This is a genomic window from Rhodococcus sp. EPR-134 (assembly GCF_001647205.1).
In the GTDB taxonomy this organism is placed as follows: domain Bacteria; phylum Actinomycetota; class Actinomycetes; order Mycobacteriales; family Mycobacteriaceae; genus Rhodococcus_F; species Rhodococcus_F qingshengii.
The window spans coordinates 1-22,656 of record NZ_LVCT01000787.1 but is presented as its reverse complement, the minus strand read 5'-3'; the positions used below and the strand labels follow the sequence as shown (position 1 = coordinate 22,656).

Below are 22,656 nucleotides of genomic sequence, written 5' to 3'. Positions count from 1 at the left end.
GAGATACTCCACAGCCTCGCGAGCGTGCCTGTGTTCTAGTTGATCCATGAGCTGGGTCGACAAGGAACTGAGTCTGGCTGCGCTCACAGGTGCGGTCACAGGTGTCGCCGTGATGATCCCGATAGTCGGAGATGGAGCCTGGTCCTGGATAGGACTGTTCATGTCGGCTGTCGTCGCTACTGGTGACCCGGTGCGAGATGCCGCAGGGTTCCCGATGTCCTTGATCGTACTGGCGGTCATCGCCGCAGTTACGTACGTGTTCTCCTACCTGCTCGCCCCCGCCCAGGCCTCCCAGACGCCGTAAGAACCTCTATTTCATCGCAATTCATCACTCGAACCGCGGAAGCGACGACTGAACTATCCGCACCCGGCAACGAGCTCAGATCACTTCAGCTGGAAATGAACCGGAGAACAAACTGCTCGATGCCTTCCGATATGACCTTGGTCAGCGCGGTGAAGTCGTTCGACCAGCGTTGAATATCCAAGCTGCTCATCACTTTCCTCCGTTCTTCGTCCCGCTGCCCGTGACCGCACAACGTATGCGGGACGTTGGGGCGCGCTGGAACTATCTGCGACAACGCGGTTTCCGTTACCAATTGACCGGTCGAACAGCACAGCTTTTCGCTACCGCATCAGACGGTCACTTCTTCGACCGGTTTCTCCTCGTGGCTCGCCGCGCCGAAGACGGCCACGGCGACGGCGCCCGCGATTGCCCCGACGAAGCCGACCACGGCAAGCCATTCCAGGCCCGGTCTCGACGCGTCGCCGAGCACCACGACGCCGACGATTCCCGGAACCACCGTCTCGCCGACAACCAGAGCCGCTGTCGCTCCGTTGACGGATCCCAGTTGCAGCGCCACCGTGTGCAGATAGAAACCGCCCAGGCCCGAAACGAGGATCGCCCAGCCGGCCGGATCGCGGAGCATCGTACCGATTTCGAACGGATCGATTCCGTAGACCACGCGTACGGCAATGGCCAGACAGCCGAACAGCACACCCGAGATCAACCCGGCGACAACTGCTGCGCGTGAGCCCAACCATCGGATCAAACCGATGCCGATCAGCAAGATCAACGCCGAGCCCACGAGGACACCCCAATGGACGACGTCGTTGGAACTCCCACCGCCCGCGTGACCTGACGACAATCCGAGCAGCAGGAGCGATCCGATCACCGCAGCGATCGCGAACCAGTCGCGACGATGCAACTGGATGCCGAGGACCACGGTCCCCAGCACTGCCGTGATGACGAGATTGGCACTGACCACTGTCTGCGACAAGAACAGTGGAATGAGCCGCGCGGAGATGGCACTTCCGGCGAATCCGACCGCATCGAGCACGGTGCCCAGGATGAACGACGCCGTCAGCGCGGCCGCGAACGTCGAACGCAAGGTCGGGCCACCCGACGCCGTCACGTGTCCGGCCTCGCCACGCTGCTCGGCGGCAGCTGCCGACTTGCGCGCGCCGTAGGCTTGCAGCACGGATGCAACGCCGTACCCGACGCATGCCACGATCGCGGCAATCAGTCCGATCAGCATCGAAATTCCACACGAAGTTCCTGGGCAATGGTCATGGAGATAGACCCTGCCTTATTTCCCCAGGCCTGACATCACCCTCAGGTATTCGAACAAGTGCTACCCGAGAAGTACACCGACCGCCCCTGACCGGTACCTGGGGACACCCCGACCCCTAGTGGAATTGCTTGAGAGCCCTGATCTTGTTCATGACGTCGAGCGCCGCCACCTTGTACGCCTCGGACAGTGTCGGATAGTTGAAGACGGCGTCGACAAGGTATTCGACGGTCCCGCCGCACCCCATCACCGCTTGGCCGATATGCACGAGATCCGTTGCACCCGAGCCGAAGATATGAACACCGAGCAGTTTCAGGTCATCCGTCGACACCAGGATCTTGAGCATCCCGTAGGTGTCGCCTGCGATCTGCCCGCGTGCGAGTTCGCGGTATCGGGAAACCCCGACCTCGTACGGCACCGATTCCTTGGTCAAATCGACCTCGGTGGCGCCCACGTACGACACCTCGGGAATCGAGTAGATGCCGATCGGCTGCAGATCCATCAGCTTCGCGCCTGGTTCGTCGAAGGCATGATAGGCCGCGAGTCGACCTTGATCCATCGACGTCGCCGCCAACGCCGGGAATCCGATGACGTCACCGACGGCGTAGATGTGTTCGACCTTGGTGCGGAAATTGTCGTCGACGTAGATACGGCCACGTTCGTCGGCTTCGAGCCCGGCGTTCTCCAGCGCGAGTGGCGCCGTGAGGCCTTGCCGTCCAGCCGAGTACATCACGGTCTCGGCTGGAATCTGCTTGCCGCTGCGCAGCGTCGTGAGCGTTCCGTTCGCTCCGACGTCGACGGCCGTCACTTCTTCACCGAATCGGAAAGTGACCGCCAGATCGCGTAGATGGAATCGAAGCGATTCGATGACCTCGGGGTCGCAGAAGTCCAGCATCGACGTCCTCTTCTCGACGACGGTGACCTTGGTGCCGAGTGCCGCGAACATCGATGCGTACTCGATACCGATCACTCCCGCGCCCACGACGACCATGGTGGTCGGGATGGAGGTCAGATCGAGGATTCCGTCGGAGTCGAGCACCCGGTGACTGTCGAAGGACACCCCCGCCGGGCGAGCAGGCAACGTTCCGGTCGCGATCACGACGAACTTCGCCGTGATCGTCATCTTGTCTCCGCGCGAGGAGTCCTCGACGAGGATGGTGTGCTCGTCGACGAACGAGCCGACCCCTATCAACAATTCGACGCGGTTGCGCAGAAGCTGAGATCGAACGACTTCGATTTCTTTGGTGATGACATGCTGGGTTCGCGCCAGCAGGTCGGCCGGAGTGATGTTCTCCTTGACGCGGTAACTCGCGCCGTACAGTTCGCGTTGGTTCATCCCGGTGAGGTAGAGAACCGCCTCACGCAACGTCTTCGACGGAATGGTGCCGGTGTTGACGCACACTCCCCCGAGCATGTTGCCCTTCTCGACCATCGCTACCCGTTTACCCAGCTTGGCCGCCGCGATGGCAGCCTTCTGCCCACCCGGGCCGGAGCCGATCACAACCAGGTCGTATTCCATCGGATCAGTCATCGCTTAGAAATACCGTCTGCATACGACCGGCAGATGCCGAGCATGTCAATACTCGGTGAACAATCCGCGCGCCGAAACGACACGACGGCAGTACACGAACCCTGTTGCAATTAAAAGAGATACAGCCGAATCTATACGAAACTTGCTACACATAAACATATTCCGACGTTCGCATGCGCACATGCTTCGTCGCCGACGGAATTCACAACGGTCTGTTGAAATTTGTTTCACCACAGAGTGATTGATCGATCAACTGACAGGTGACCAGGGCCGTAAACCGGATGTCCAGTATTCGAATTGTCCGAAATAACGAGCGGAATGTTCCTCGTCACATCCCGCACCGAAGCAGTTGCGCGGAGCCTCGGGCCGCGTTCTACTTGCCTTGACTAATCATCTGTCACTCTCGGTTACAAACATCCGCCCCGTTCACGATCCCCACCTTTCGCCATCTCGAGAGATCAGGTTTCCCAATGGAATTCACGGAACTTGCCGACTATCCCCTACCTCCAGGGACCGTCACCGAGTGGACTCCCGCCGCGGTGAATCCGCCCGAGCTGTGGCCTGTCGACCAGCGTCCCGCCAGCTACATACACGAGGCACACTTGAAACATGCCGAGCAGGCGAAACGGCAGGTGCACCATCAGACCGACGTGTGCACTCCGTCGTGGCTGGGCACCTCGTTTCGCATCCACGACCGACTCGACCGAAGGACCTGGGCGGCCGCTCTCGATCACTGGATCGATCGCCACGAAGTGCTCCGAACACACGTCGCCGTGGAGGGCGAAACGATAGTCCGACGCACCGCGGCGTCTGGAGACGTTCGGATTCTGGGCGCCGAGGTCGGACACCTTGCGTCCTCGATGTCTGTCTTCACGCATCTGCAGCAACTGCTCGACCGATCGACCGATCCACTTGTCTGGCCTGCGTATCAGTTCGCGACGATCGAAGGCCCCAACCACTTCACCGTGGTTTTTGCCGCTGATCATGCTCTGCTGGACGGATATTCGGTGGCGTTGACCGCGCACGAACTGCAGACGATCTACCGATCGTTGAGCGAGGGAAGCCCTCCCTCGCCGCCGGAGACCGGAAGCTACATCGACTTCGGCACCAAGGAACGAGATCTCGTGGGACACGCGGACCGCTCTCACCCGGCAGTGCAGACGTGGCGCGAGTTCTACGCGCAGGGCGAGGCTCCGTACTTTCCAGCGCTACCCGAACCGGTCACCGGACGCCGAGTCCCTCAGCAGAGCCTGTCCGCCTGGCTTCTGAGCGCCCGGGGAGCCGAACGCCTGGCAGAAGCGAGCAAGCGCAGCAACCAAGGATTCCTGGCCGCGATACTCGCGTGCGCGGCCAAGGTGACCGGCGATCTCACCGGTGCAGACGAATTCCGCGTCGTCGTGCCGCAACACACCCGTTCGGAGCTTCGATGGGCCGCGTCGCTGGGATGGTTCATCGGTGTTGTGCCGGTGAGGATTCCGATTGCCCCCGCCGCAACCGTGAGCGATCTGGCCAAGGTTGCCGGCACGGAGATACGGCGCGTCCGCCCCGCCGCGGCACTGCCGTATTCGAAAGTGTGCGAGCTGATCGACTCCCCGCAGCACCTGCCGTTCGTGCTCTCGTACATGGACGTTCGTCACGTTCCTGGTGCCGAGCAATGGACGAGCTGGCAGACCAGGGGCCTTCGTAGTCGAGATCATTCGGGAACCGACGTCTACATCTGGCTCACGCGGACTCCCGAAGGGCTGAATCTGGCCATACGCCACCCGGGCAACGCGCGCACGAGCCGCCACATCCATCAGTTCGCGGGACTCCTACGCCGCGAAATGGAGGACTTTGCCTTCTCGACCGACACTTTCGCACCTCCGACCAACACCGCCGTACCGATCAATACCGCTGCACCGATCGAGGAGAACTCTCATGGAAATGACACCCATCGATCTCTGGGCACCGAAAGCCGGGACGCTCACCGAGTTCAGGCCTACTGAACAATCCCTGGCGGCGGCATCCGGGGCACCGCGGAGCGACCAACCGCTCTCGTTCCTACAGGAAGGACACATTCGTACCGCCGATCACAAGCGCGCACAAGGCGTCGACTGGTCACCGTGGATCGGATTCACGTTCACTCTGCCCGGTGATCTCGATCGGGAGGCACTGCGTCGGGCGGTCCAGGCGTTTGTCCTGCGGCACAACACACTGCACAGTTGGTTCGAGGTGAGATCATCCGAAGATCCCGACGGTAGCGGGGTCATCGACCGTCACGTGGTGGATGCGTCGACGATCGAACTCACGCCGCACAGCGTCGGTTCTCTGAACACGACAGATGCGGTTCGCGAGCATGTGAGCCGAAGTTTCGCCGGCGATACCAGCCCATTGCAATGGCCCTCGTTCATCAGTGGCGTCGTCGAGCACGGCGCCGGCTTCACCGTCTACTACGGCGTCGATCACTCGCACACCGACGGCCTGTCGTTGATGCTGGGCGTCGAAGAACTTCGTGCGCTGTACATCGCCGAAAGCGCCGGCATCGAGGCTCAACTTCCCTCTCCCGGCAGCTACGTCGAGTACAGCGGCGAGGAACGGACATCCGCGGGGAACCTCGACCTGGCCGCAGCGCCTGTGCAGCAGTGGATTTCGATTCTCGCCGCCAACGCCGGCCAACTCCCGACGTTCCCCCTCGACCTCGGTGTCGCGCGGGGCGAACAGGCCCGGTCGACCCGCACACACATCGACGTTCTCGACAGCGACGAGTCAGCCGCGTTCGCAGCGCTGTGCAAGTCCAATGGCGTCGGCTTCTCCACGGGGATCTTCGCAGCCCTCGCCCTCACAGAGATCGAAGTTGCGGATCGAGCGAACTACTTCGCGCTCAACGCAGTCGGCACTCGCTCCGATCCGAGATACCTCTATTCCCAAGGCTGGTTCATCAATCTCGTCCCGGTCTCGTTCACGCTGAGCGGTGTCACGAACTTTACCGATGCACTCCCCCTTGCCCACGCTGCTCGCGCTGCGGTGAAGGGACTCGCGGACGTGTCCATTCACTCGGTGATCGCCCAGGTGTCGAAGTTGACCGGATCCGACATCGGTGGAACCTCGGTCCCGCCGATGGTGTCGTACATCGACATGCGCCTGATTCCAGGTGCCGAGCACCATGACGAACTCGAGGCGCGGGCACTGGGTGGGCCAGGAACGACGGGTGATCTGTCGATGTGGATCAACCGGAAGGAAGACCGTACGTACGTGATGGTCAGTTTTCCGGACACCGAGCAGGCGCACACATCGGTGAATCGGTACCTACGACACCTTCGCAACGTCCTGAGAACGGTCGCTGATACCGGCGACTACCGTGTCGTGCGTCAGGCGGATGCACGTCAGGAAGTGGAGACCGCCTGATGCACATCACGTTTCTCGACAGGTTCGAGGCACGGCCGGGCCGCATTCTGCAGTGGACGCCGAGCGAAATCTCCACCGGAACGACGTATCCGGTTCCCCCGACCTCCAATCAGCAGCTGCATCTTGCCGGCAGCCGCGGCGATACGACTTGGCTCGCTGCCACTTTCGACGTTCCCGGCCCCATCGACACGGACGCACTCAAGGCCAGCTTCGAGGAATGGACGTCCCGTCACGACGCCCTGTCGTGCTCGTTCTCCCAGGCCGAAGAATCGGGTGAATCCTCGGCACTGTTCGTCGACGTCGCCGACGTCGGCGATCTGCGCCTGCGTGAGGAAACAGTGGCTGACGCGAGAACACCGGAGCAGGTGCGAGAACTCTTGGGCGAGCGCTTGGATCGATGGTGCAATCCTTTCGCGTTTCCCGCGTACTTTCTCGGTGCCATCACCCGCGAGGACCAGTCGACAGTGGTCTGCGGGTTCGACCATGCCATCTGCGACGGCTGGTCCATGAGCATCGCAATTACCGAGATCAGCACTCTGTATCGCGAATACACGCGGGCGGACCGTGATCCGATCGCGTCTGATCTCCTTCCGGAGCCCGGGAGTTTCCTCAACTACTGCTTCCGGGAATCGGCAACCGCGGATCCAGAGCCCGGTGACCACCGGATTGCGGGTTGGCGGTCCTTCCTCCGAGCATGCGGGGGTGACACTCCCCATTTTCCCGTAGATCTGGGACTGCCCGCCGGGGCGATGTCGCCCCAGGGCACAGACACCCGAATGCTCCTCGACGCCGACGAAGCAGAGCTGTTCGACCAGAACTGCGCCGATCATCGACACTCCTCGTTCGGTGCAATTCTTGCGTCGATCGGTTTGGCCACAACACAATTGACCGGCAAGAGGGACACGCACCTACTGTTCCCTGTTCACACGCGTCGGGAACCGCGACACAACCACACCTTCGGATGGCTGGTAGCCAATGCGCCCATCACCGTGACGAGCATGGACAATCTTCACAGCACTGCCCGGGCAGTCAATCTCGCTTTCCACGAGTCACTTTCACTGTCGTCCGTGTCGTCGAGGCAGGTTTTGCGGAGCTTGGGGCCCGAGGTTTCGCCCACTCGCAGAGACATCTTCTCGGTGTCCTACGCCGACTACCGAACCATGCCCGGTGGATCTCGCCCCCGTAAATCAAAGTCCAGCGAATCACAGCCTGCGCCGATCAATCCGCAGCAACTCAGTCGCGTCTCGAACGCCGACGACGTTCAGTTCTGGTTCTCACGAACTCACGACGGATTGGCAGTGCGGACCAGGTTTCCTGCGCCCGCTACCCGGACAGTGCACACCTTCCTCTCGCATGTCTCCGAGATCCTGTCGACGCCGTAGACGAACGGCCGCCTATCCGTAGATCTATTTGACACTTCTTTGTTGTGCACAACTTAACTGTGCGCTACAGTTGTTCTCGTGACCAACCCACTCGCCCTCGAACGCCAGGTCTGCTTCGCCCTCTATTCGGCGTCGCGGGCCACGACGGCCGCGTACCGGGCGATGCTCGACGACCTGGGAATCACGTATCCCCAGTACCTCGTCCTGTTGACACTCTGGGAACGAGACGGCCGCGGGGTGCGTGAGATCTGTGAGGCACTCGATCTCGATACCGGAACTCTGTCGCCGCTGCTCAAGAGGCTCGAGGGTCTGGGATTCATCGAGCGCCGACGCCTCACCACCGACGAGCGTCGCGTCGAGATTCACCTGACCGAGGCGGGTTCCACCTTGCGTAGCAAGGCCGAGGACATCCCGGCCAAGCTCGCAGGCGCCACTGGTCTGAGTAACGACGAACTCACCGAACTCCGAGACGTTCTCACTCGTCTCGGTGAGTCACTTCAAGCATCCAACGCCCACTCCGACGGAAAGAAGAAGTCATGAACATCGTCTACACCGCAGAAGCACTTGCCACCGGCGAAGGCCGCAACGGTCACGCTCGCACCTCGGACGGACGCCTCGATCTCGGCCTCGCCATTCCCAAGGAAATGGGTGGCAGCGGCGAAGGCACCAACCCCGAGCAGCTCTTTGCCGCCGGATACGCAGCATGCTTCCACTCCGCTCTGCAGATGGTCGCCCGTGCCGAGAAGGCCAACGTGGCTGATTCCGCAGTCGGCGCGCGGGTCGGCATCGGCCCCAACGGTGCAGGAGGCTTCGGACTCGCTGTGACGCTGGAGGTTTCACTCCCCCATCTACCCCATGATCAGGCCGTCGAGCTGACGGAGAAGGCACACCAGGTGTGCCCGTACTCCAATGCAACTCGCGGCAACATCGAGGTCACCCTCGAAGTAAGTAAGGACGACGAATGAGCACTACCACTTTCAGCCGGGAAATCCGTCTCGCTTCACGCCCGAACGGTTGGCCCACGTCGGAGAACTTCGCCACCGCCGAAGTAGAACTCCCCGAACTCGAAGACGGCCAGATCCTGGTCCGCAACATCGCCATCTCCGTCGACCCGTACATGCGCGGCCGAATGAACGACGTGAAGTCCTACCTTCCGCCGTTCCAGGTCGGTGCGCCGCTCGACGGTGGTGCCGTCGGCGAGGTCGTCGAATCCAAGTCGGCTGATCGCGCCGTGGGCGACGTCGTCGTCCACGGCCTCGGATGGCGTGAATACGCCATCCTCGACGGATCCGCAGTGACTCCGGCCGACACGTCCATCGCGCCGGCGACGGCCTACCTGGGTGCCCTCGGCATGACTGGCCTCACCGCGTATGCCGGCCTCACCGCGGTTGCGGAGTTCAAGGAAGGCGATACCGTATTCGTCTCCGGCGCAGCAGGTGCCGTCGGATCGCTCGTCGGTCAGATCGCCAAGTTGCTCGGAGCGAAGCGAGTAATCGGTAGCGCCGGTTCACCGGCGAAGGTTGCCCGACTTCTCGAACTCGGATTCGATGCGGCATTCGACTACCACGACGGCCCGATCACCGAACTACTCGCCGCTGCCGCCCCTGACGGCATCGACGTGTACTTCGACAACGTCGGTGGCGAGCATCTCGAAGCCGCAATCGATGCCATGAACCAGGGTGGCCGGATTGCCCTGTGCGGAGCCATCGCTCAGTACAACACCACCGCGAAGCCCACCGCTCCCCACAACCTGGCACTGGTGATCGGCAAGCAGCTCACACTGCGCGGATTCCTCGTGGGCGGCTACCGTCACCTCGGTGGCGAATTCCGCACCCACATGGCAGGGTGGCTCGCCGACAACAAGATTCAGTGGGACGAGACCATCGTCGAAGGTCTGGAGAATGCACCGCAAGCGTTCATCGACCTGATGCGCGGCGCGAACACCGGCAAGATGGTTGTCACGCTGTAACCCGAACAACATCTAGCTCGAACGGATATGAAAGTGGCCGCGAACTTCTCGAAGTTCGCGGCCACCTTCATATCTGAATCAAATCCCGAACGAGACTCCGGTCAACTTCTCCGACAGTGTCCACAAACCCGAGGCTGTCTTCGTATCGTGTGACTTCTTGTTCGACCCCACGACCTTCGGATACCCTCGCTGCTCGAACGGACCGTCCGGTCCGATGTAACTGCCGCCGAAGGCATCCGGCGCGGTTGCCGCCCACAGTTCGGGAAGGGCGCCCATCTCCGCGGACTGCGCGAAGATCGAATTGCCGATTCCCATCAGCTTGTCCTGGATCGACTCGGTGTGCCCCTGCAGGTTCGTCGACGCGTATCCCGGATGCGAAGCGAGCGCTTTGAGCGAAGATCCCGACGCCGCGAACCTGCGTTGAAGTTCGTACGTGAACAACAGATTGGCAAGCTTGGACTGCCCGTAGGCCAACCATCGGTTGTACTTCCGACGCTCGAAATTGAGATCGTCCAGATCGACAGTTCCGAGCTGATGCAGGGCACTGGACATCGTCACGACACGATCGGTGAGCTTGTCCTTCAGCAATCCGGTCAATGCGAAGTGTCCGAGATGGTTTGTGCCGATCTGCATTTCGAATCCGTCGACCGTCCGGCGGAACGGAACCGCCATCACGCCGGCGTTGTTCACCAGGACGTCGACCTTCTCCGTTGCGTCGGCGAAGGCTCGTACCGACGACAGATCCGAGAGGTCCAATTTGCGGACAACCGCGTTGGGCCCGATCTCGGCGGCTACGGCGTCGGCCTTCGTGGTGTCACGACAGGCGAGGACGACGTCGGCCCCGGCTTTGCCCAGCGCTCGTGCGACTACCTCACCCAGTCCGCTGTTCGCCCCCGTGACGACAAATGTGCGGCCGGTCTGATCGACTACGTTTTCTGCGGTCCATTTGGTCATGCTTTCCAGCGTACGTGCCTTACTCGCTGGTAGGGAGGGGTCGCTTTCCGTCATCGCCTGCGCTTGGCGCGGATGGGCTTGGCGCCCGGCAGCGGCGGTGCAGCCACTCTGGGCGACGGGGGCGCGGTCATTCCGGGAGTCGGCGACGATTCGGCTTCCTTCTGCTCCGCAGCGATGCGTCCGTACACAAAATGCTGTTGTCCCAGCGTCCAGCAGTTGTTACTCACGAAATACAGCAGGATCGCCACAGGCGCGAACGCACCGAAAGCGATCACCCCCACCGGAAACACCCACAATGCGAGCTTGTTCATGATCGCTGTTTGAGGGTTGACGGTTCCGGTGTCCACTTGGCGCGCGATGGATGCCCGCGATGTGAAATGTGTAGCGACGGCGGCAAATATCATCAGCGGTACAGCTACCAGAATGATGGAGATACGGCTGACGTCGCCGAATGCTTCCAGTTGTGCTGCCGGGCTCGAAATCATGGCGGACAACGGTGCGCCGAACAGTTTGGCGTCGAGAAAAGACTGCACATCCGAGGCACTGAAGAAGTAGTTGGCCGTGTTCGCGTTGTCCGCCACCGACATCGGTTCGGTCGGGCTCAGAAACGGGACGTGCGATGCCGCTCCGGTCCGATTGAACGATCGCAGGACGTGATAAAGACCAATGAACACCGGTGCCTGAACCAGCATCGGCAGACAGCCGAGCAACGGACTGTAATTATGTTCTTTCTGCAGCTTGGCCATCTCTACAGTGAGTTTCTGCCGGTCACCCGAATACTTCTTCTGCAACGCCTTGATCTGAGGTTGCAGCTTCTGCATCACCAGTTGAGTGCGGACCTGCTTGACGAAGGGTTTGAACAGCAGGGCTTTGAGCGTGAAGACGAGAAATACGACCGACAACGCCCACACGACGCCGTTGTCGGGTGATCCGGAGACCAGTGAGAAGACCTTGTGCCAGAACCAGAGGATTCCGGACACGGGGTAGTAGACAAAATCGAGCATGACGAATGAACCTCACCGAAAGGCACGCTCAGAGAGATGAGAGCGCGGGAATTGTCGTGGACGCAAGACGTCTGACCGACCTACGACGAGTTCACACCCGCCGACTGCCGATCTACAGACCGATTCCCGGAGCTCGAGGTTGCGGACGACCGGGCGCGTCCGGGCTGCTCTGCCTGCGGAAAGCACCACGCAGGCAGCGTTCGTCATCAGACGGGCCAGTGGCCGAAACCGCGCACAGTTGCAGAAGTTCGTACTTCGAGGAAGTTGCGAGCGCAGCGACCACGAACACGGCAATCGCAGTTCCCAGCACCGCGGCGCTACCCGAGGAACCAAGCGGAGGCACTGCGAGAAGAGCGATGAACGGCAGCAGAAGCAGCAACAGTGACCGTGTCACCGTTCCTGTGCTCCGCTGTTGCATGACTGCGAGAGTACAGAACGTCCGCCGAATCCAGCCAGACGCTTGCCTCACGTACTTGTTCGCGCAGCCATTTGTGCGCAGGATCGTGGTCCATCCGACCGTGCCACTGTTGAGCGTTCGGCGCTCCCGCTGCGAATCGCCTGACCGGAGCCGGGGTGAGGCCGGCCGCCGTGCCCTCCTTGATTCGGATCACGAAAGTCCGTCGAAGTTCTCGCGATCGATCAACAGGCCTTGCACCCACAATGCCGCTCGAAACAGGTATGCACCCCGTCCAACTGACCGATGCGAACACGTCGAGGCGCAACCAGGCTGAGTGTCGCAAGCCGAAGCCCGATCACACCCAGCTGGACACCTGCTTCGGGACGCATCGACGCAAAGGCAACACAAGAAATGTCGCACCACCGATTCACCGACCCCCGCACGAAGAAGCATGCACTCGGACGAGCGCTTGTCGTCGGCGTTCTTTCCCTGACAACCCTTGCCGTGAGTATCGACACCGCGAACGCTCAGGCCCCCGTGCTTCGGGACTGGAACATCGCCGCAGTTTCCGTCGACACGAATCCGGCGAAGGTGTCAGCTTTCGCTTCCTCGGATACAGGCCGCGTATTGGCAGCCGCAGAGTCCAAGATCGGCGCTCCGTACGTCTGGGGCGCGACCGGGCCGGACTCGTTCGACTGCTCCGGTCTCGTTCAATGGGCCTATGCACAAGCGGGCGTTTCGATTCCGCGAACCAGCTACGACCAGGCGGTTGGCGGCACTCCAGTTTCCCGGGACGATCTACAGCCGGGTGACGTGGTCCTGTACTACGGCGGGGAGCATGTGGGGATCTACGCCGGAGGCGGTGAGATCGTTCACGCCCCGACGTCCGGGGAGTCAGTCGAACGCGCACCCGTGGACTCGATGCCGTACTACCTCGCCCGACGTTACTGACATGAATCCCGCAAGCTCGATGAAACAGCGTGTATCGCGGCGATATTCGAATCGCTCGTCGCGAGCCGAACGATTGACACTCCCCCATTGCGCGGAATGTGATGTCATCCTCTCGCCCGCGAGCGCGGTCTGCGCCAGGTGCCGTGGGGCGCGGTTGGACGTGACGCGGTGTTGCGGAGACGGCACTGTCGTGTCCTGGCGAACGGTTCACGGCGACCCCTCGACCGTTCTCGCCATCGTGGAATTGGACGAGGGGCCGTGGCTGTACACTTTCCTCACCGAATCCCCTCGCGCGGATGCGCCTGGACCGCTAAGAGTGTCGTTTCAGGGGCGTGAAGAAGGTAAGCGCTACCCGCTGTTCTGCTTGTGCGGCGACGACCGTGGTGAACTGCTATCGGACGTCAACTCCGGCCTGCTGAGCCATTGACCTCACGCGAGTCACGCTCCTGCGCGGTCGAGACGTACCACGCTGCGATCTGCGCTCTGGAACTGAATCCCAGTTTTGTCAGTACGTGTTCCACGTGTCCCTGAGCGGTGCGCAGCGAGATTACCAAGTGCTCCGCAATCGCGCGATTGGTCAACCCTTGGGCAACCAGTTCCGCAACTTGCTGCTCACGAGGAGTGAGGTGAGGCCCTTCAGCCGACGACGCAGTAGTGACACTGGAGCGCTTGTCGAGCGCATATGCGACAGCTTCACCCTCGGACATCGCAAACCCGCTGCGAAACGACTTGTCGAAAGCATCGTCACCCATGGCTTTGCGAGCAGTCTCTGCAGCAGTGTCGTGATGAGCTGACAAACCCGGCAGGCCCGCCAGCCGTCCCCCGACCTTCTGCCAATACATGGCTGCCGCGCCGAGCAGAACCGCTGCATGCTTCCAATCACGTTGCGCTGCAGCAATCCACGCCAACGGCTCGATACACCACGCCGAGTTCATCGGGGCATCGAGAATTCTCAGACTTCGAGTCAAATAGTCACTTGCGGCATCCAATTCACCTCGGAGCCAGCTCACGAGCCCGAGAGTTCCCAGCGCAAATGCCTGGAACATCATCTCGTCGGCGGGCACGGTGATCGCGAGAATCTCTTCGTTGCACTCCACAGAGCGATCAAGAGCGCCGGACAGGAAGTACGCGACTCCCAAGGTGTCCAGGCCGATCACAACATGCAGCAGATTCTTGTCGAGTCGAAACAGCGTCAACGCGGATTCCAGCTTGGCTGTAGCGGTATCGAAGTTACCTCTGAAGGTATCGACGTATCCGTCTCCCCACGTCGCCAAGCCGCGCGAGCGCACATCCGCCAAGTCGTTTGCCAGGCGCCAACTCTCGTCGACCAACTCTTCTGCCCGTTCGAGCTCCCCCTGCATCGCGTGATTCACGGCGTCGATGGCCAAGACATCCACTCGGAACGGATCCAGCTCTCGATCCTCTGCATTCAAGGCTCGATCCGTCCAGTAACGCGCCTGCACAAGTAATCCACCTGCAAGCCAGAATCTGTACAACGCACCGACCATTCGCGTTGCAGATCGCGCCTCTCCGGCAGTGGAAATCGAGTACTCCAACGCATCGTTGACGTTGCGCTGTTCACGACCGAGCCTTGCGATCCAGGCAGCTTGCCGGCCACTGATCCACTCGGCTTCCGCATGAACGACCAGTGCCTCGAACCAATCACGATGGCTTCGACGCAGAGCGGAATACTCACCGGCGGACTCCAACTTTTCATGTCCGTACTCGCGGAGTAGGTCGAGGAGGTGGTACCGAACATCCCCGTCGGTTTCCTCACGAATCAGGATGGACTTCTCGACCAACGCGGTGACGAGATCGAGCACTTCGGTCGAATTCATGTCCTGCCCACACACGCCCTCAGCGGCATCGAGATCGAACCCACCCGAGAACACCGACAACCTCCCCCACAACTGCTGTTCGGTTGGCGAGCAGAGGTCGTAACTCCAATCGATCGACAATCGCAGCGTCTGTTGACGACTCGGAACGTCGCGTCCACCCGTTGTAAGAAGTCGGTATCGATCCGAGAGCCTGTTCATGATCTGCTCAGCAGACATACCACGCAGGCGAGCTGCCGCCAGTTCGATCGGAAGTGGGAGTCCATCCAAGTCGTGACAGATATGCGCAACGGCGCGCTTGTTCTCCTCGGTGAGGGTGAAACCAGGTACGACGGAAGCCGCACGCTCGGTGAACAACGACACCGATTCGTACTGGGCAATTCCCTCGAATTCGGGCGGCTGTTGCTGCGGTGTGGTGAGTGAGGGAACGCGCATCGTCACCTCACCGCCCAGGCCCAGCGATTCGCGGCTCGTCGCCAGGATCTTGACGCCGGCACATCGCCGTAGGATCGCGCCTACGAACACAGCGACGGCATCGACCAGATGTTCACAGTTGTCGAGCACCAACAGCAGACTCCGATCGGCGCAGTAGTCGATCAATGCCTGCAGCGGGTCCGCCGACGAGACCGACCGGACACCAAGGGTCACGGCGACATGATCTTCGAGGAGATCCGAATCTGTCTGCTCCCCCAGTTCCACCAACCAGGCACCGTCTCGAAACACCCTTTGCAACGCGCCCGCAAGTCGGATCGCGAGCCGTGTCTTGCCCACGCCACCGATCCCGGTGAGTGTCAACAAACGGGACGTCTCGAACAATCTCCTGGCGTCGGCCAACTCACGCCGACGACCGACGAAACTCGTCAGCTCCAAGGGCAGGTTGCCGACAACTCGCTGGTCGGCTTCTGAGCGCACAGCGGATGCCATCGACCGACTCGCTTTCTGCCATACCACTACACAACAACGCTACCCCCACGATCGGCCTCCCGAGCAGCACTCACGCGAGCATGTGATCGGAGCCCACTTGTTCTCCCCCGAGTGCGAGATGCACGACGGCCACACCGGCGTCACGCAGACGAAACAACGTATTCCTACTCTGGCAGACAGACGAAGGGAGACCGACATGCCGCCGCGCCGTAGATCGGTACTGCTGACGCAACTGGTAATCGATGCTCCCGGAAGTCCACAACAAACGATCCTCGACGAACTGCGGCGAGTGATTCTGTCGGGTTCGGCGCCTCCGGGTACCCCGATTCCTCTCGGCGACGTGGCTGATGTGTTCGGTGTCAGTCGAATACCTGTGCGGGAATCACTGAAAACACTGGTCGGAGAGTCCTTGGTCGACCATCGACATCAATTCGGCTACACCGTTGCTCAGCTGACGCCGGCAGAACTGCGAGAGATGTACATCGTCCGCGAAACTCTCGAATCAGCTGCATTGGCCGTCGCCGTCGAGCAGGCAACCGAAGAGGATCACGAACACGCCGTCGAGGTGAACTCCCGTTTGGAGATCGCATTGCGCTACGACGACTCTCAGTCCTATCACTGCGAGAGCCGAAACTTTCATCTCGCACTGACCCGACCGTCTCAGATGCTTCGACTTCTGCACATGTTCGAAGCTGCCTGGAACATCACCGAACCAGTACAGCCGATGGTCCATGTTGCCGGCGTCGATCGCCGGGTTCTGCACTCCGATCACACCGCGATGCTGGACGCATTCCTGCGTCGGGACGCATCCGCACTTCTGAGCGCTTCCGAAATCCATCATCGCCGACTCGATACCGTGATCGCGACTCTACCGACAGACACCGGTCTATTGGCCGAAAAAGATATACCGATCGCGCAATAGTCGTGCAACACAGCATCGATACCTTTCTCTCAACACAGTTTTCATCACTGACGCTGAGAGCTCGTGGCACCGTCCGCTGATTTCCTGCACTGATGCACAGGAGCTGTCATGACCGACATTCTTCCGTCCCGAACGACCACTACCCCCACTCCCCCAAAGGAAACCGGATCGGGTGACCTTGTCGAAGCCGCGGGTCACCCTGTCGGAAGCGGCCTGATCAAGCCGGGCTACGACCCTCGTTTGACCAACGAGGACTTGGCGCCGCTTCGCAAGCAGACCTGGTCGTCGTACAACATCTTCGCCTTCTGGATGTCCGACGTACACAGCGTCGGCGGATATGTCACTGCCGGTAGTCTTTTCGCACTGGGATTGGCCAGCTGGCAAGTACTCGTCGCCCTGCTGGTCGGTATCACGATCGTCTACTTCTTCTGCAATCTCGTCGCCAAGCCCAGCCAAGTTACCGGCGTGCCGTATCCGGTGATCTGCCGCAGCGTGTTCGGCGTCCTCGGCGCGAACATCCCGGCAATCATTCGTGGCCTGATTGCCGTGGCTTGGTATGGAATTCAAACCTTCCTCGCTTCAGCAGCCCTCGATGTCGTACTGATCAAACTCTTTCCGTCACTCGCGCCCTATGCCGTCGTCGAAGACTACGGATTCGCCGGACTCTCCGCACTGGGCTGGGGAAGTTTCATGCTCCTGTGGGTACTTCAGGCCTGTGTCTTCTGGCGAGGCATGGAATCGATCCGCCGCTTCATCGACTTCTGCGGGCCGGCTGTGTATGTCGTGATGTTCATGCTGTGCGGCTACCTGATCTACAAGGCAGGCTGGAGCGCCATCGATCTCACGCTCGGCGACGTCAAGTACTCGGGTTTCGACGCCGTGCCGGTCATGCTCGGTGCGATCGCTCTGGTTGTCTCGTACTTCTCCGGACCGATGCTCAACTTCGGCGACTTCTCCCGCTACGGAAAGTCGTTCGCTGCCGTCAAGAAGGGCAACTTCCTCGGTTTGCCGTTGAACTTCCTCGTATTCTCGGTGTTGGTCGTCGTCACTGCATCGTTGACGCTGCCGGTGTACGGCGAACTGATCACCGATCCCGTTGCGACCGTTGCACGAATCGACAGCACCTTCGCCATCGTTCTCGGCGCACTCACCTTCACCATCGCCACGATCGGCATCAACATCGTGGCCAACTTCATTTCCCCGGCCTTCGACTTCTCCAACGTGAGTCCGCAGAAGATCAGCTGGCGCGCCGGCGGAATGATCGCAGCGATCGGCTCGATCCTCATCACGCCGTGGAACTTGTACAACAATCCGGACGTCATTCACTACACACTCGAAACCCTCGGAGCCTTCATCGGTCCGCTGTTCGGAATTCTGATTGCCGACTACTACCTCGTGCGCATGCAGAAGGTCATCGTCGACGAACTGTTCAGCATGTCGCCGACCGGAACCTACTGGTACAGCAAGGGATACAACCCTGCTGCAGTGATCGCCACCGTGGTGGGAGCCGTCGTCGCGATGGTCCCGGTCCTGGGCAAGGACCTCACCGGGATGTACACCGCAGCGCAGTACAGCTGGTTCATCGGTTGTGGGCTCGGATTCACCGTCTATTACCTACTCGCCGCGCGCTCTTCCTCAGCTGTCCGGAATGCTTCCTCTCCCGACACTGTGACGGTCGACTGATCGTCATGAGAATCAAGGTGATCAACCCCAACACCACGTGGGCGATGACCGCCAAGATCGAGGAATGTGCCCGGACCGTCGCAGGCTCGGGCACATTCGTCGAGGCTGTCAGCCCTGCCATGGGTCCCGCGTCGATCGAAAGCCACTACGACGAAGCTCTCAGCGTCCCCGGAATCCTGACCGAGATCGCCGCCGGAGAAAAGAACGAAGTCGACGGCTACGTCATCGCTTGCTTCGGTGACCCAGGTCTTGATGCAGCCCGAGAGTTGGCCAAGGGCCCCGTCGTAGCTGTTGCCGAAGCGGCCATGAACTACGCAAGTTTCCTGGGTCGCGGATTCAGCATCGTGACCACTCTCGGTCGAACCCGCGGCCGCGCAGCCGATCTGGTGGACCGGTACGGCATGCAGGCTCGGTGCCGGGGTATCCACTCCTGCGAGATTCCGGTTCTGGAACTCGATCGTGATCCCGACGCGCGAAAGGTGATCTTGGAAGCCTGTTTCGACGCATTGGAGCAAGACGACTCGGACGTCCTCGTGCTGGGTTGCGCCGGCATGGCGGACCTGTGCCAGGACTTGTCCGACGAACTGGGTGTCCCGGTAGTCGACGGCGTTGCCGCTGGGGTCACGATGGTTCAGTCGTTGGTCACCCTCGGGCTGTCGACCAGTTCGCGCGGCGAGTTCGCACGCCCACTTCCCAAGAACTACACCGGTACACTGACACCGTTCTCGCTGTGAGCGTGCCTGAGCGAGAGTCGAACACCTGTCACCAGCAGCGCCAGGATCGCGAACAATACTCCAGCCCAGACTAATTGGCGGGTTTCGAAATGCGCGAGAAACAGTCCACCGACCGCAGTGCCGAGCGTGATCCCCAGGTTGGAGAACGAGATGAAAAGGCTGTTGCCGAATTCAGGCGCGTCGACTGCGTCTCGCCCCATCCAGCTCTGCGAAACCACCAGTCCACCGGAATGCACTACACCCCAAACCAACACGGCTACAACCATCGCGCCGAAGTACGGGCCCGCCAGATAGAGCATCACGTAGACGACGATATACAGCAAGGGAAAAGCCACAACCGTGCGCACCACCCCCTTGGCGAGCAGAGCCCCGAAGACGAAGTTGCCGAAGATCATCACGACACCGAAAGCCAATAGCATCGCGCTGATCCACGATCCGCTCATGCCGGTCACCTCGCCGAGGTATTCGGCAAAGTATCCGTACACCGAGAACATGGCTGCGAAGACGAAGGTGACGGAAAGAATGGTCAACCACACGCGCGGCCGGCGAAGTATCCCGACCTGTGCACCGTACGACAGGCGTTGTGTCACAGGAGCCGAGGGCAGAAGTACGACAATCCCGAGAAACGCGAGAACGTTGACCACGGCGCCGAACACGAATGCTGTCGACACCGAAAAGTTCTCGGCCAAATAGGACGTCAAGGGCACGCCGAACGCGAATCCGACTGTGACGCCTGCAAATACCTTGGTCACCGCGGCGGTCGCCTGTTCCGGCGATACCAGACGAACCGCACTTGCAAGCGCGACAGCGAAGAAGACCGGATGAACCACGGCGGGGATGATCCGAAATGCAAACATCACCTCGAAACTCGATGTGGTCGCATACACCACATTGGAGACCGCAAAGACTGCAATCGCTACCAACAGAACGGTTCTCCTGTTGATTTCCGAGGTGATCAGCGTTGTGAACGGACCGGTCACCGCCACGACGAGTGCAAACACACCGACCAACCATCCGGCAGTCGACGCGGTGATACCGAACTTTTCGCTGATCTGAGGCAGAACCCCGATAATGCCCATCTCCGTAGTGATGATTCCGAATACACCCAACGCCAGAACCGGTATCAACAATTTCGACTTCACGACACACTCCTCACTACTACGTCACACAAGACAGTTACATATCTAGATATGTAGATATATTTGGTTGAACAAACAGGCCGACGAGGGCAATTCGGCCGCTACAGCTTTTCGCGAACGAATTCCCTGAACTCGCCGATCACGGATTCGTTTCGTCGGTAATACGTCCACTTCCCGATGCGCTCGGACTCGAGCAGACCCACGTCTTTCATGCCCTGCAGGTACCCCGAGATCACCGACTGGGCAAGTCCCGATCGCCCCTGGATGTCACCGACACAGACTCCGATGTGAAACCCGAGATCCTGCTGCGTATACGAGTCCTCGTCGAAATACTTCGCCGGATGCGCGAGCCACTCCATGATCTGCAGGCGAGTCGGGTTGGACAGCGCCTTGAAGATCGCCAAAGCATCCATGGACCACACCCCTCTGCACGACAACCGGAACGCATCTACTTTTGTGGATATGTTTGGCGAAGTCAAGCCCGATTCGGACCGAAAGCCGTCTGCATCACATCGAAGCATTCGAAGTGAGCTGCGACACTTACGTTTCGACGACCTGCGGAAATCTCAGCGCCGACTTTCTATCTGTGACGACTTGTTTATAGTTATCGCCAACAACGAATTGCCGGAAGTTTCCGGTTCACCTCAGAACGTCCGTGGGTGAACACAATTCGCTCAACACCAGCCGTACCCGGCTTGTCATTCGGGAGTCGAACCATGAACACACCGCATCAGTTCAGGGTCCTCACCTCATGGTGATGTCGAAGCTCGCCAAATGGCAGCTGGTCGCCCTCGTCGTGGTTGCACTCCTGGGCTTGATCTATGTCGGAGCGAAATACGTACGGCTGGACAATCTTCTGGGATTCGGCCAATACACGGTCAAAACCGAACTGGCGACGTCCGGTGGCATCTTCACCAACGCCGAAGTGACCTATCGCGGTGTACCCGTCGGACGCGTCGGTGACATGTCGCTCACGTCCGACGGAATCGAAGTCGACCTGTTGATCGACAGCAGTGCTCCGCAGATTCCCGCATCCGCGCGGGCCGTGGTGGCCAATCGCTCAGCCATCGGCGAGCAGTACGTCGACCTTCAGCCCGATACCGACCAGGGCCCGTTCCTCGAAGACGGCTCGGTGATCGCCGTGGGCGACACAACCACGCCGATCCCGATCGAGAATGTCTTGACCAGCGCCAACGGTCTGGTGCACTCCGTTCCGGTCGACGCACTCCACACCGTCGCGAAAGAACTCGGCGCGGCATTCAACGGCAAGGGCGAAGATCTGCAGGTACTTGCCGACTCGCTGTCGGGGATCTCCCAGTCGGGCCTCGACACCCTTCCCCAGACCCTCGGACTGATCCGCGACAGCCAGACGGTGCTCACGACCCAGTCCGATCAATCGTCGGCGATCAAGCAGTTCAGCACCGACCTCGACGCACTGACGGCGCAATTGCGCACCAGCGACCCCGACATCCGACGCGTGATCGACAACGGCATACCGGCCAGCGAACAAGTCGGCTCTCTCGTCACCGAAGCCGGCCCCGCGCTCACGACCAACCTCTCCAACCTCTCCGCCGTTGCAGCGGCAGCCGCACCGACACTGCCCTCGCTGCAGCCCTTCCTGCTCTTCCTGCCTGCGCTCGCCGGGGCGGCGCCCACCGTTGCACCGGGAGACGGCACAGTACATCTGGGCTTGGTACTCGAGACCAACAACCCGCTCTCGTGCACCGTCGGTTACGAAGGGACCATGGCGATCCTCGACGAGATGAAGCGCAAGGACCCGAACTTCGACGACACGACGCAGAACTTCCCGTTGAACACTGCCGCCAACTGCCAGGCACCTCAGGGCAGCGAAACGGGAGTTCGTAGCGCCAACCGCATCGCGTTCGCCGACCCGAACACCTCGCAACCGTGGGACAGCAAGCCCAAGGTGGACCCGGACAAGCTCAACCTGAACCCGATTGCCACTCAACTCGCACCGATGCTCGGCGCCACCCCGAAGTAGCCGTAAACAACTATCACCGTCGACCCTCCGCGACGATGATGATGTGATGTCGGAAGGAACGCCTGAAGGCGAGTCACAGAGCATGTCACGAGGTTTCGACGAACTTGTCGCCGAAGCGGAATCCGCCTCCGTCGACGGGTGGGATTTCTCGTGGCTCGACGGACGCGCCACGGAGCAGCGTCCGTCGTGGGGGTACCAGAGGCTGATGGGTGAACGTCTCGGCCGCGCCGGCGCCGCATTGGACATCCAGACCGGCGGCGGCGAAGTCCTCGCCGCT

Annotated in this window: 21 protein-coding genes and 1 pseudogene; 14 read left to right on the top strand and 8 right to left on the bottom strand. The window is 60.7% G+C overall.

The window, feature by feature from the left end; all coding sequences use genetic code 11:
- Nucleotides 1-46: 46 nt before the first annotated feature.
- Complete coding sequence (locus A2J01_RS33760; RefSeq protein ID WP_054782014.1) at nucleotides 47-304, top strand: hypothetical protein; 258 nt, start codon at nucleotides 47-49, stop codon at nucleotides 302-304.
- 328 nt (nucleotides 305-632) lie between these two features.
- Here the strand turns inward: A2J01_RS33760 and A2J01_RS33750 are convergent, their stop codons facing one another.
- Together A2J01_RS33750 and sthA are read right to left on the bottom strand one after the other, a co-directional pair.
- Complete coding sequence (locus A2J01_RS33750; protein ID WP_003940348.1) at nucleotides 633-1,535, bottom strand: hypothetical protein; 903 nt, start codon at nucleotides 1,533-1,535, stop codon at nucleotides 633-635.
- 151 nt (nucleotides 1,536-1,686) lie between these two features.
- Nucleotides 1,687-3,099, bottom strand: a complete 1,413-nt coding sequence (sthA, locus tag A2J01_RS33745; protein ID WP_054188916.1) for a Si-specific NAD(P)(+) transhydrogenase — start codon at nucleotides 3,097-3,099, stop codon at nucleotides 1,687-1,689.
- Nucleotides 3,100-3,569: 470 nt separating this feature from the next.
- On the opposite strand from sthA, the gene A2J01_RS33740 reads away from it, so the two are divergent.
- From A2J01_RS33740 to A2J01_RS33715, 6 genes are all read left to right on the top strand, one after another.
- Nucleotides 3,570-5,084, top strand: a complete 1,515-nt coding sequence (locus tag A2J01_RS33740) for a condensation domain-containing protein (RefSeq protein WP_058037780.1) — start codon at nucleotides 3,570-3,572, stop codon at nucleotides 5,082-5,084.
- Nucleotides 5,017-6,483, top strand: coding sequence for a condensation domain-containing protein (locus A2J01_RS33735; protein WP_058037779.1), 1,467 nt, complete (start codon nucleotides 5,017-5,019; stop codon nucleotides 6,481-6,483). The genes A2J01_RS33740 and A2J01_RS33735 overlap by 68 nt, the downstream gene beginning before the upstream one ends.
- Nucleotides 6,483-7,865: a condensation domain-containing protein gene (locus tag A2J01_RS33730; protein ID WP_050654765.1), complete on the top strand. Its 1,383-nt coding sequence runs from the start codon at nucleotides 6,483-6,485 to the stop codon at nucleotides 7,863-7,865. Before A2J01_RS33735 ends, A2J01_RS33730 begins: the two co-directional genes overlap by 1 nt.
- Before the next feature lie 78 nt (nucleotides 7,866-7,943).
- The gene (locus tag A2J01_RS33725) at nucleotides 7,944-8,405 is read left to right on the top strand and encodes a MarR family winged helix-turn-helix transcriptional regulator (RefSeq protein WP_003940568.1); all 462 of its coding nucleotides are present in this window, start codon (nucleotides 7,944-7,946) and stop codon (nucleotides 8,403-8,405) included.
- Nucleotides 8,402-8,830 (top strand): organic hydroperoxide resistance protein, encoded by a 429-nt coding sequence (locus A2J01_RS33720; RefSeq protein WP_003939720.1) that lies wholly within the window; start codon nucleotides 8,402-8,404, stop codon nucleotides 8,828-8,830. Before A2J01_RS33725 ends, A2J01_RS33720 begins: the two co-directional genes overlap by 4 nt.
- Complete coding sequence (locus A2J01_RS33715; RefSeq protein ID WP_064114423.1) at nucleotides 8,827-9,834, top strand: NADP-dependent oxidoreductase; 1,008 nt, start codon at nucleotides 8,827-8,829, stop codon at nucleotides 9,832-9,834. Before A2J01_RS33720 ends, A2J01_RS33715 begins: the two co-directional genes overlap by 4 nt.
- 78 nt (nucleotides 9,835-9,912) lie before the next feature.
- Here the strand turns inward: A2J01_RS33715 and A2J01_RS33710 are convergent, their stop codons facing one another.
- The 3 genes from A2J01_RS33710 to A2J01_RS33700 form a co-directional block, all read right to left on the bottom strand.
- On the bottom strand, nucleotides 9,913-10,788 hold the full coding sequence (locus A2J01_RS33710) for an oxidoreductase (protein WP_064114422.1): 876 nt from the start codon (nucleotides 10,786-10,788) through the stop codon (nucleotides 9,913-9,915).
- Between the two features lie 50 nt (nucleotides 10,789-10,838).
- Nucleotides 10,839-11,792: a membrane protein insertase YidC gene (gene yidC / locus A2J01_RS33705; RefSeq protein ID WP_003939695.1), complete on the bottom strand. Its 954-nt coding sequence runs from the start codon at nucleotides 11,790-11,792 to the stop codon at nucleotides 10,839-10,841.
- Nucleotides 11,793-11,904: 112 nt separating this feature from the next.
- A complete protein-coding gene (locus A2J01_RS33700; protein ID WP_029256089.1) occupies nucleotides 11,905-12,210 on the bottom strand; it encodes a DUF6412 domain-containing protein in 306 nt (101 codons plus the stop codon).
- Nucleotides 12,211-12,492: 282 nt separating this feature from the next.
- Between A2J01_RS33700 and A2J01_RS33695 the strand changes: the two genes are divergently transcribed.
- Both A2J01_RS33695 and A2J01_RS35565 read left to right on the top strand, forming a co-directional pair.
- Nucleotides 12,493-13,140 (top strand): C40 family peptidase, encoded by a 648-nt coding sequence (locus A2J01_RS33695; protein WP_231916226.1) that lies wholly within the window; start codon nucleotides 12,493-12,495, stop codon nucleotides 13,138-13,140.
- Between the two features lie 190 nt (nucleotides 13,141-13,330).
- Nucleotides 13,331-13,567 (top strand): hypothetical protein, encoded by a 237-nt coding sequence (locus tag A2J01_RS35565; protein ID WP_082901004.1) that lies wholly within the window; start codon nucleotides 13,331-13,333, stop codon nucleotides 13,565-13,567.
- On the opposite strand, the gene A2J01_RS33690 is transcribed toward A2J01_RS35565, so the two are convergent.
- Complete coding sequence (locus tag A2J01_RS33690; protein ID WP_058226164.1) at nucleotides 13,542-15,899, bottom strand: ATP-binding protein; 2,358 nt, start codon at nucleotides 15,897-15,899, stop codon at nucleotides 13,542-13,544. The two genes, A2J01_RS35565 and A2J01_RS33690, sit on opposite strands and share 26 nt — an antisense overlap.
- A 196-nt stretch (nucleotides 15,900-16,095) precedes the next feature.
- Between A2J01_RS33690 and A2J01_RS33685 the strand changes: the two genes are divergently transcribed.
- The 3 genes from A2J01_RS33685 (at nucleotide 16,096) to A2J01_RS33675 (ending at nucleotide 19,238) form a co-directional block, all read left to right on the top strand.
- The gene (locus A2J01_RS33685) at nucleotides 16,096-16,821 is read left to right on the top strand and encodes a GntR family transcriptional regulator (RefSeq protein WP_064114424.1); all 726 of its coding nucleotides are present in this window, start codon (nucleotides 16,096-16,098) and stop codon (nucleotides 16,819-16,821) included.
- Nucleotides 16,822-16,929: 108 nt separating this feature from the next.
- Entirely contained in the window at nucleotides 16,930-18,504 is a 1,575-nt protein-coding gene (locus A2J01_RS33680) for an NCS1 family nucleobase:cation symporter-1 (RefSeq protein WP_064114421.1), read from the top strand.
- A gap of 5 nt (nucleotides 18,505-18,509) precedes the next feature.
- Complete coding sequence (locus A2J01_RS33675) at nucleotides 18,510-19,238, top strand: aspartate/glutamate racemase family protein (protein WP_007733934.1); 729 nt, start codon at nucleotides 18,510-18,512, stop codon at nucleotides 19,236-19,238.
- Here A2J01_RS33675 and A2J01_RS33670 read toward each other — a convergent pair.
- Together A2J01_RS33670 and A2J01_RS33665 are read right to left on the bottom strand one after the other, a co-directional pair.
- Nucleotides 19,205-20,380, bottom strand: coding sequence for an MFS transporter (locus A2J01_RS33670; protein WP_064114420.1), 1,176 nt, complete (start codon nucleotides 20,378-20,380; stop codon nucleotides 19,205-19,207). The genes A2J01_RS33675 and A2J01_RS33670 overlap by 34 nt on opposite strands.
- Before the next feature lie 98 nt (nucleotides 20,381-20,478).
- Nucleotides 20,479-20,790, bottom strand: a complete 312-nt coding sequence (locus tag A2J01_RS33665; protein ID WP_007733929.1) for an ArsR/SmtB family transcription factor — start codon at nucleotides 20,788-20,790, stop codon at nucleotides 20,479-20,481.
- A 338-nt stretch (nucleotides 20,791-21,128) separates the two neighbouring features.
- Here A2J01_RS33665 and A2J01_RS33660 point away from each other — a divergent pair, with 338 nt between their 5' ends.
- Together A2J01_RS33660 and A2J01_RS33655 are read left to right on the top strand one after the other, a co-directional pair.
- Nucleotides 21,129-22,379, top strand: coding sequence for an MCE family protein (locus A2J01_RS33660; protein ID WP_020908890.1), 1,251 nt, complete (start codon nucleotides 21,129-21,131; stop codon nucleotides 22,377-22,379).
- 82 nt (nucleotides 22,380-22,461) lie between these two features.
- Nucleotides 22,462-22,656: pseudogene (locus tag A2J01_RS33655) on the top strand (SAM-dependent methyltransferase); the annotation flags it as partial.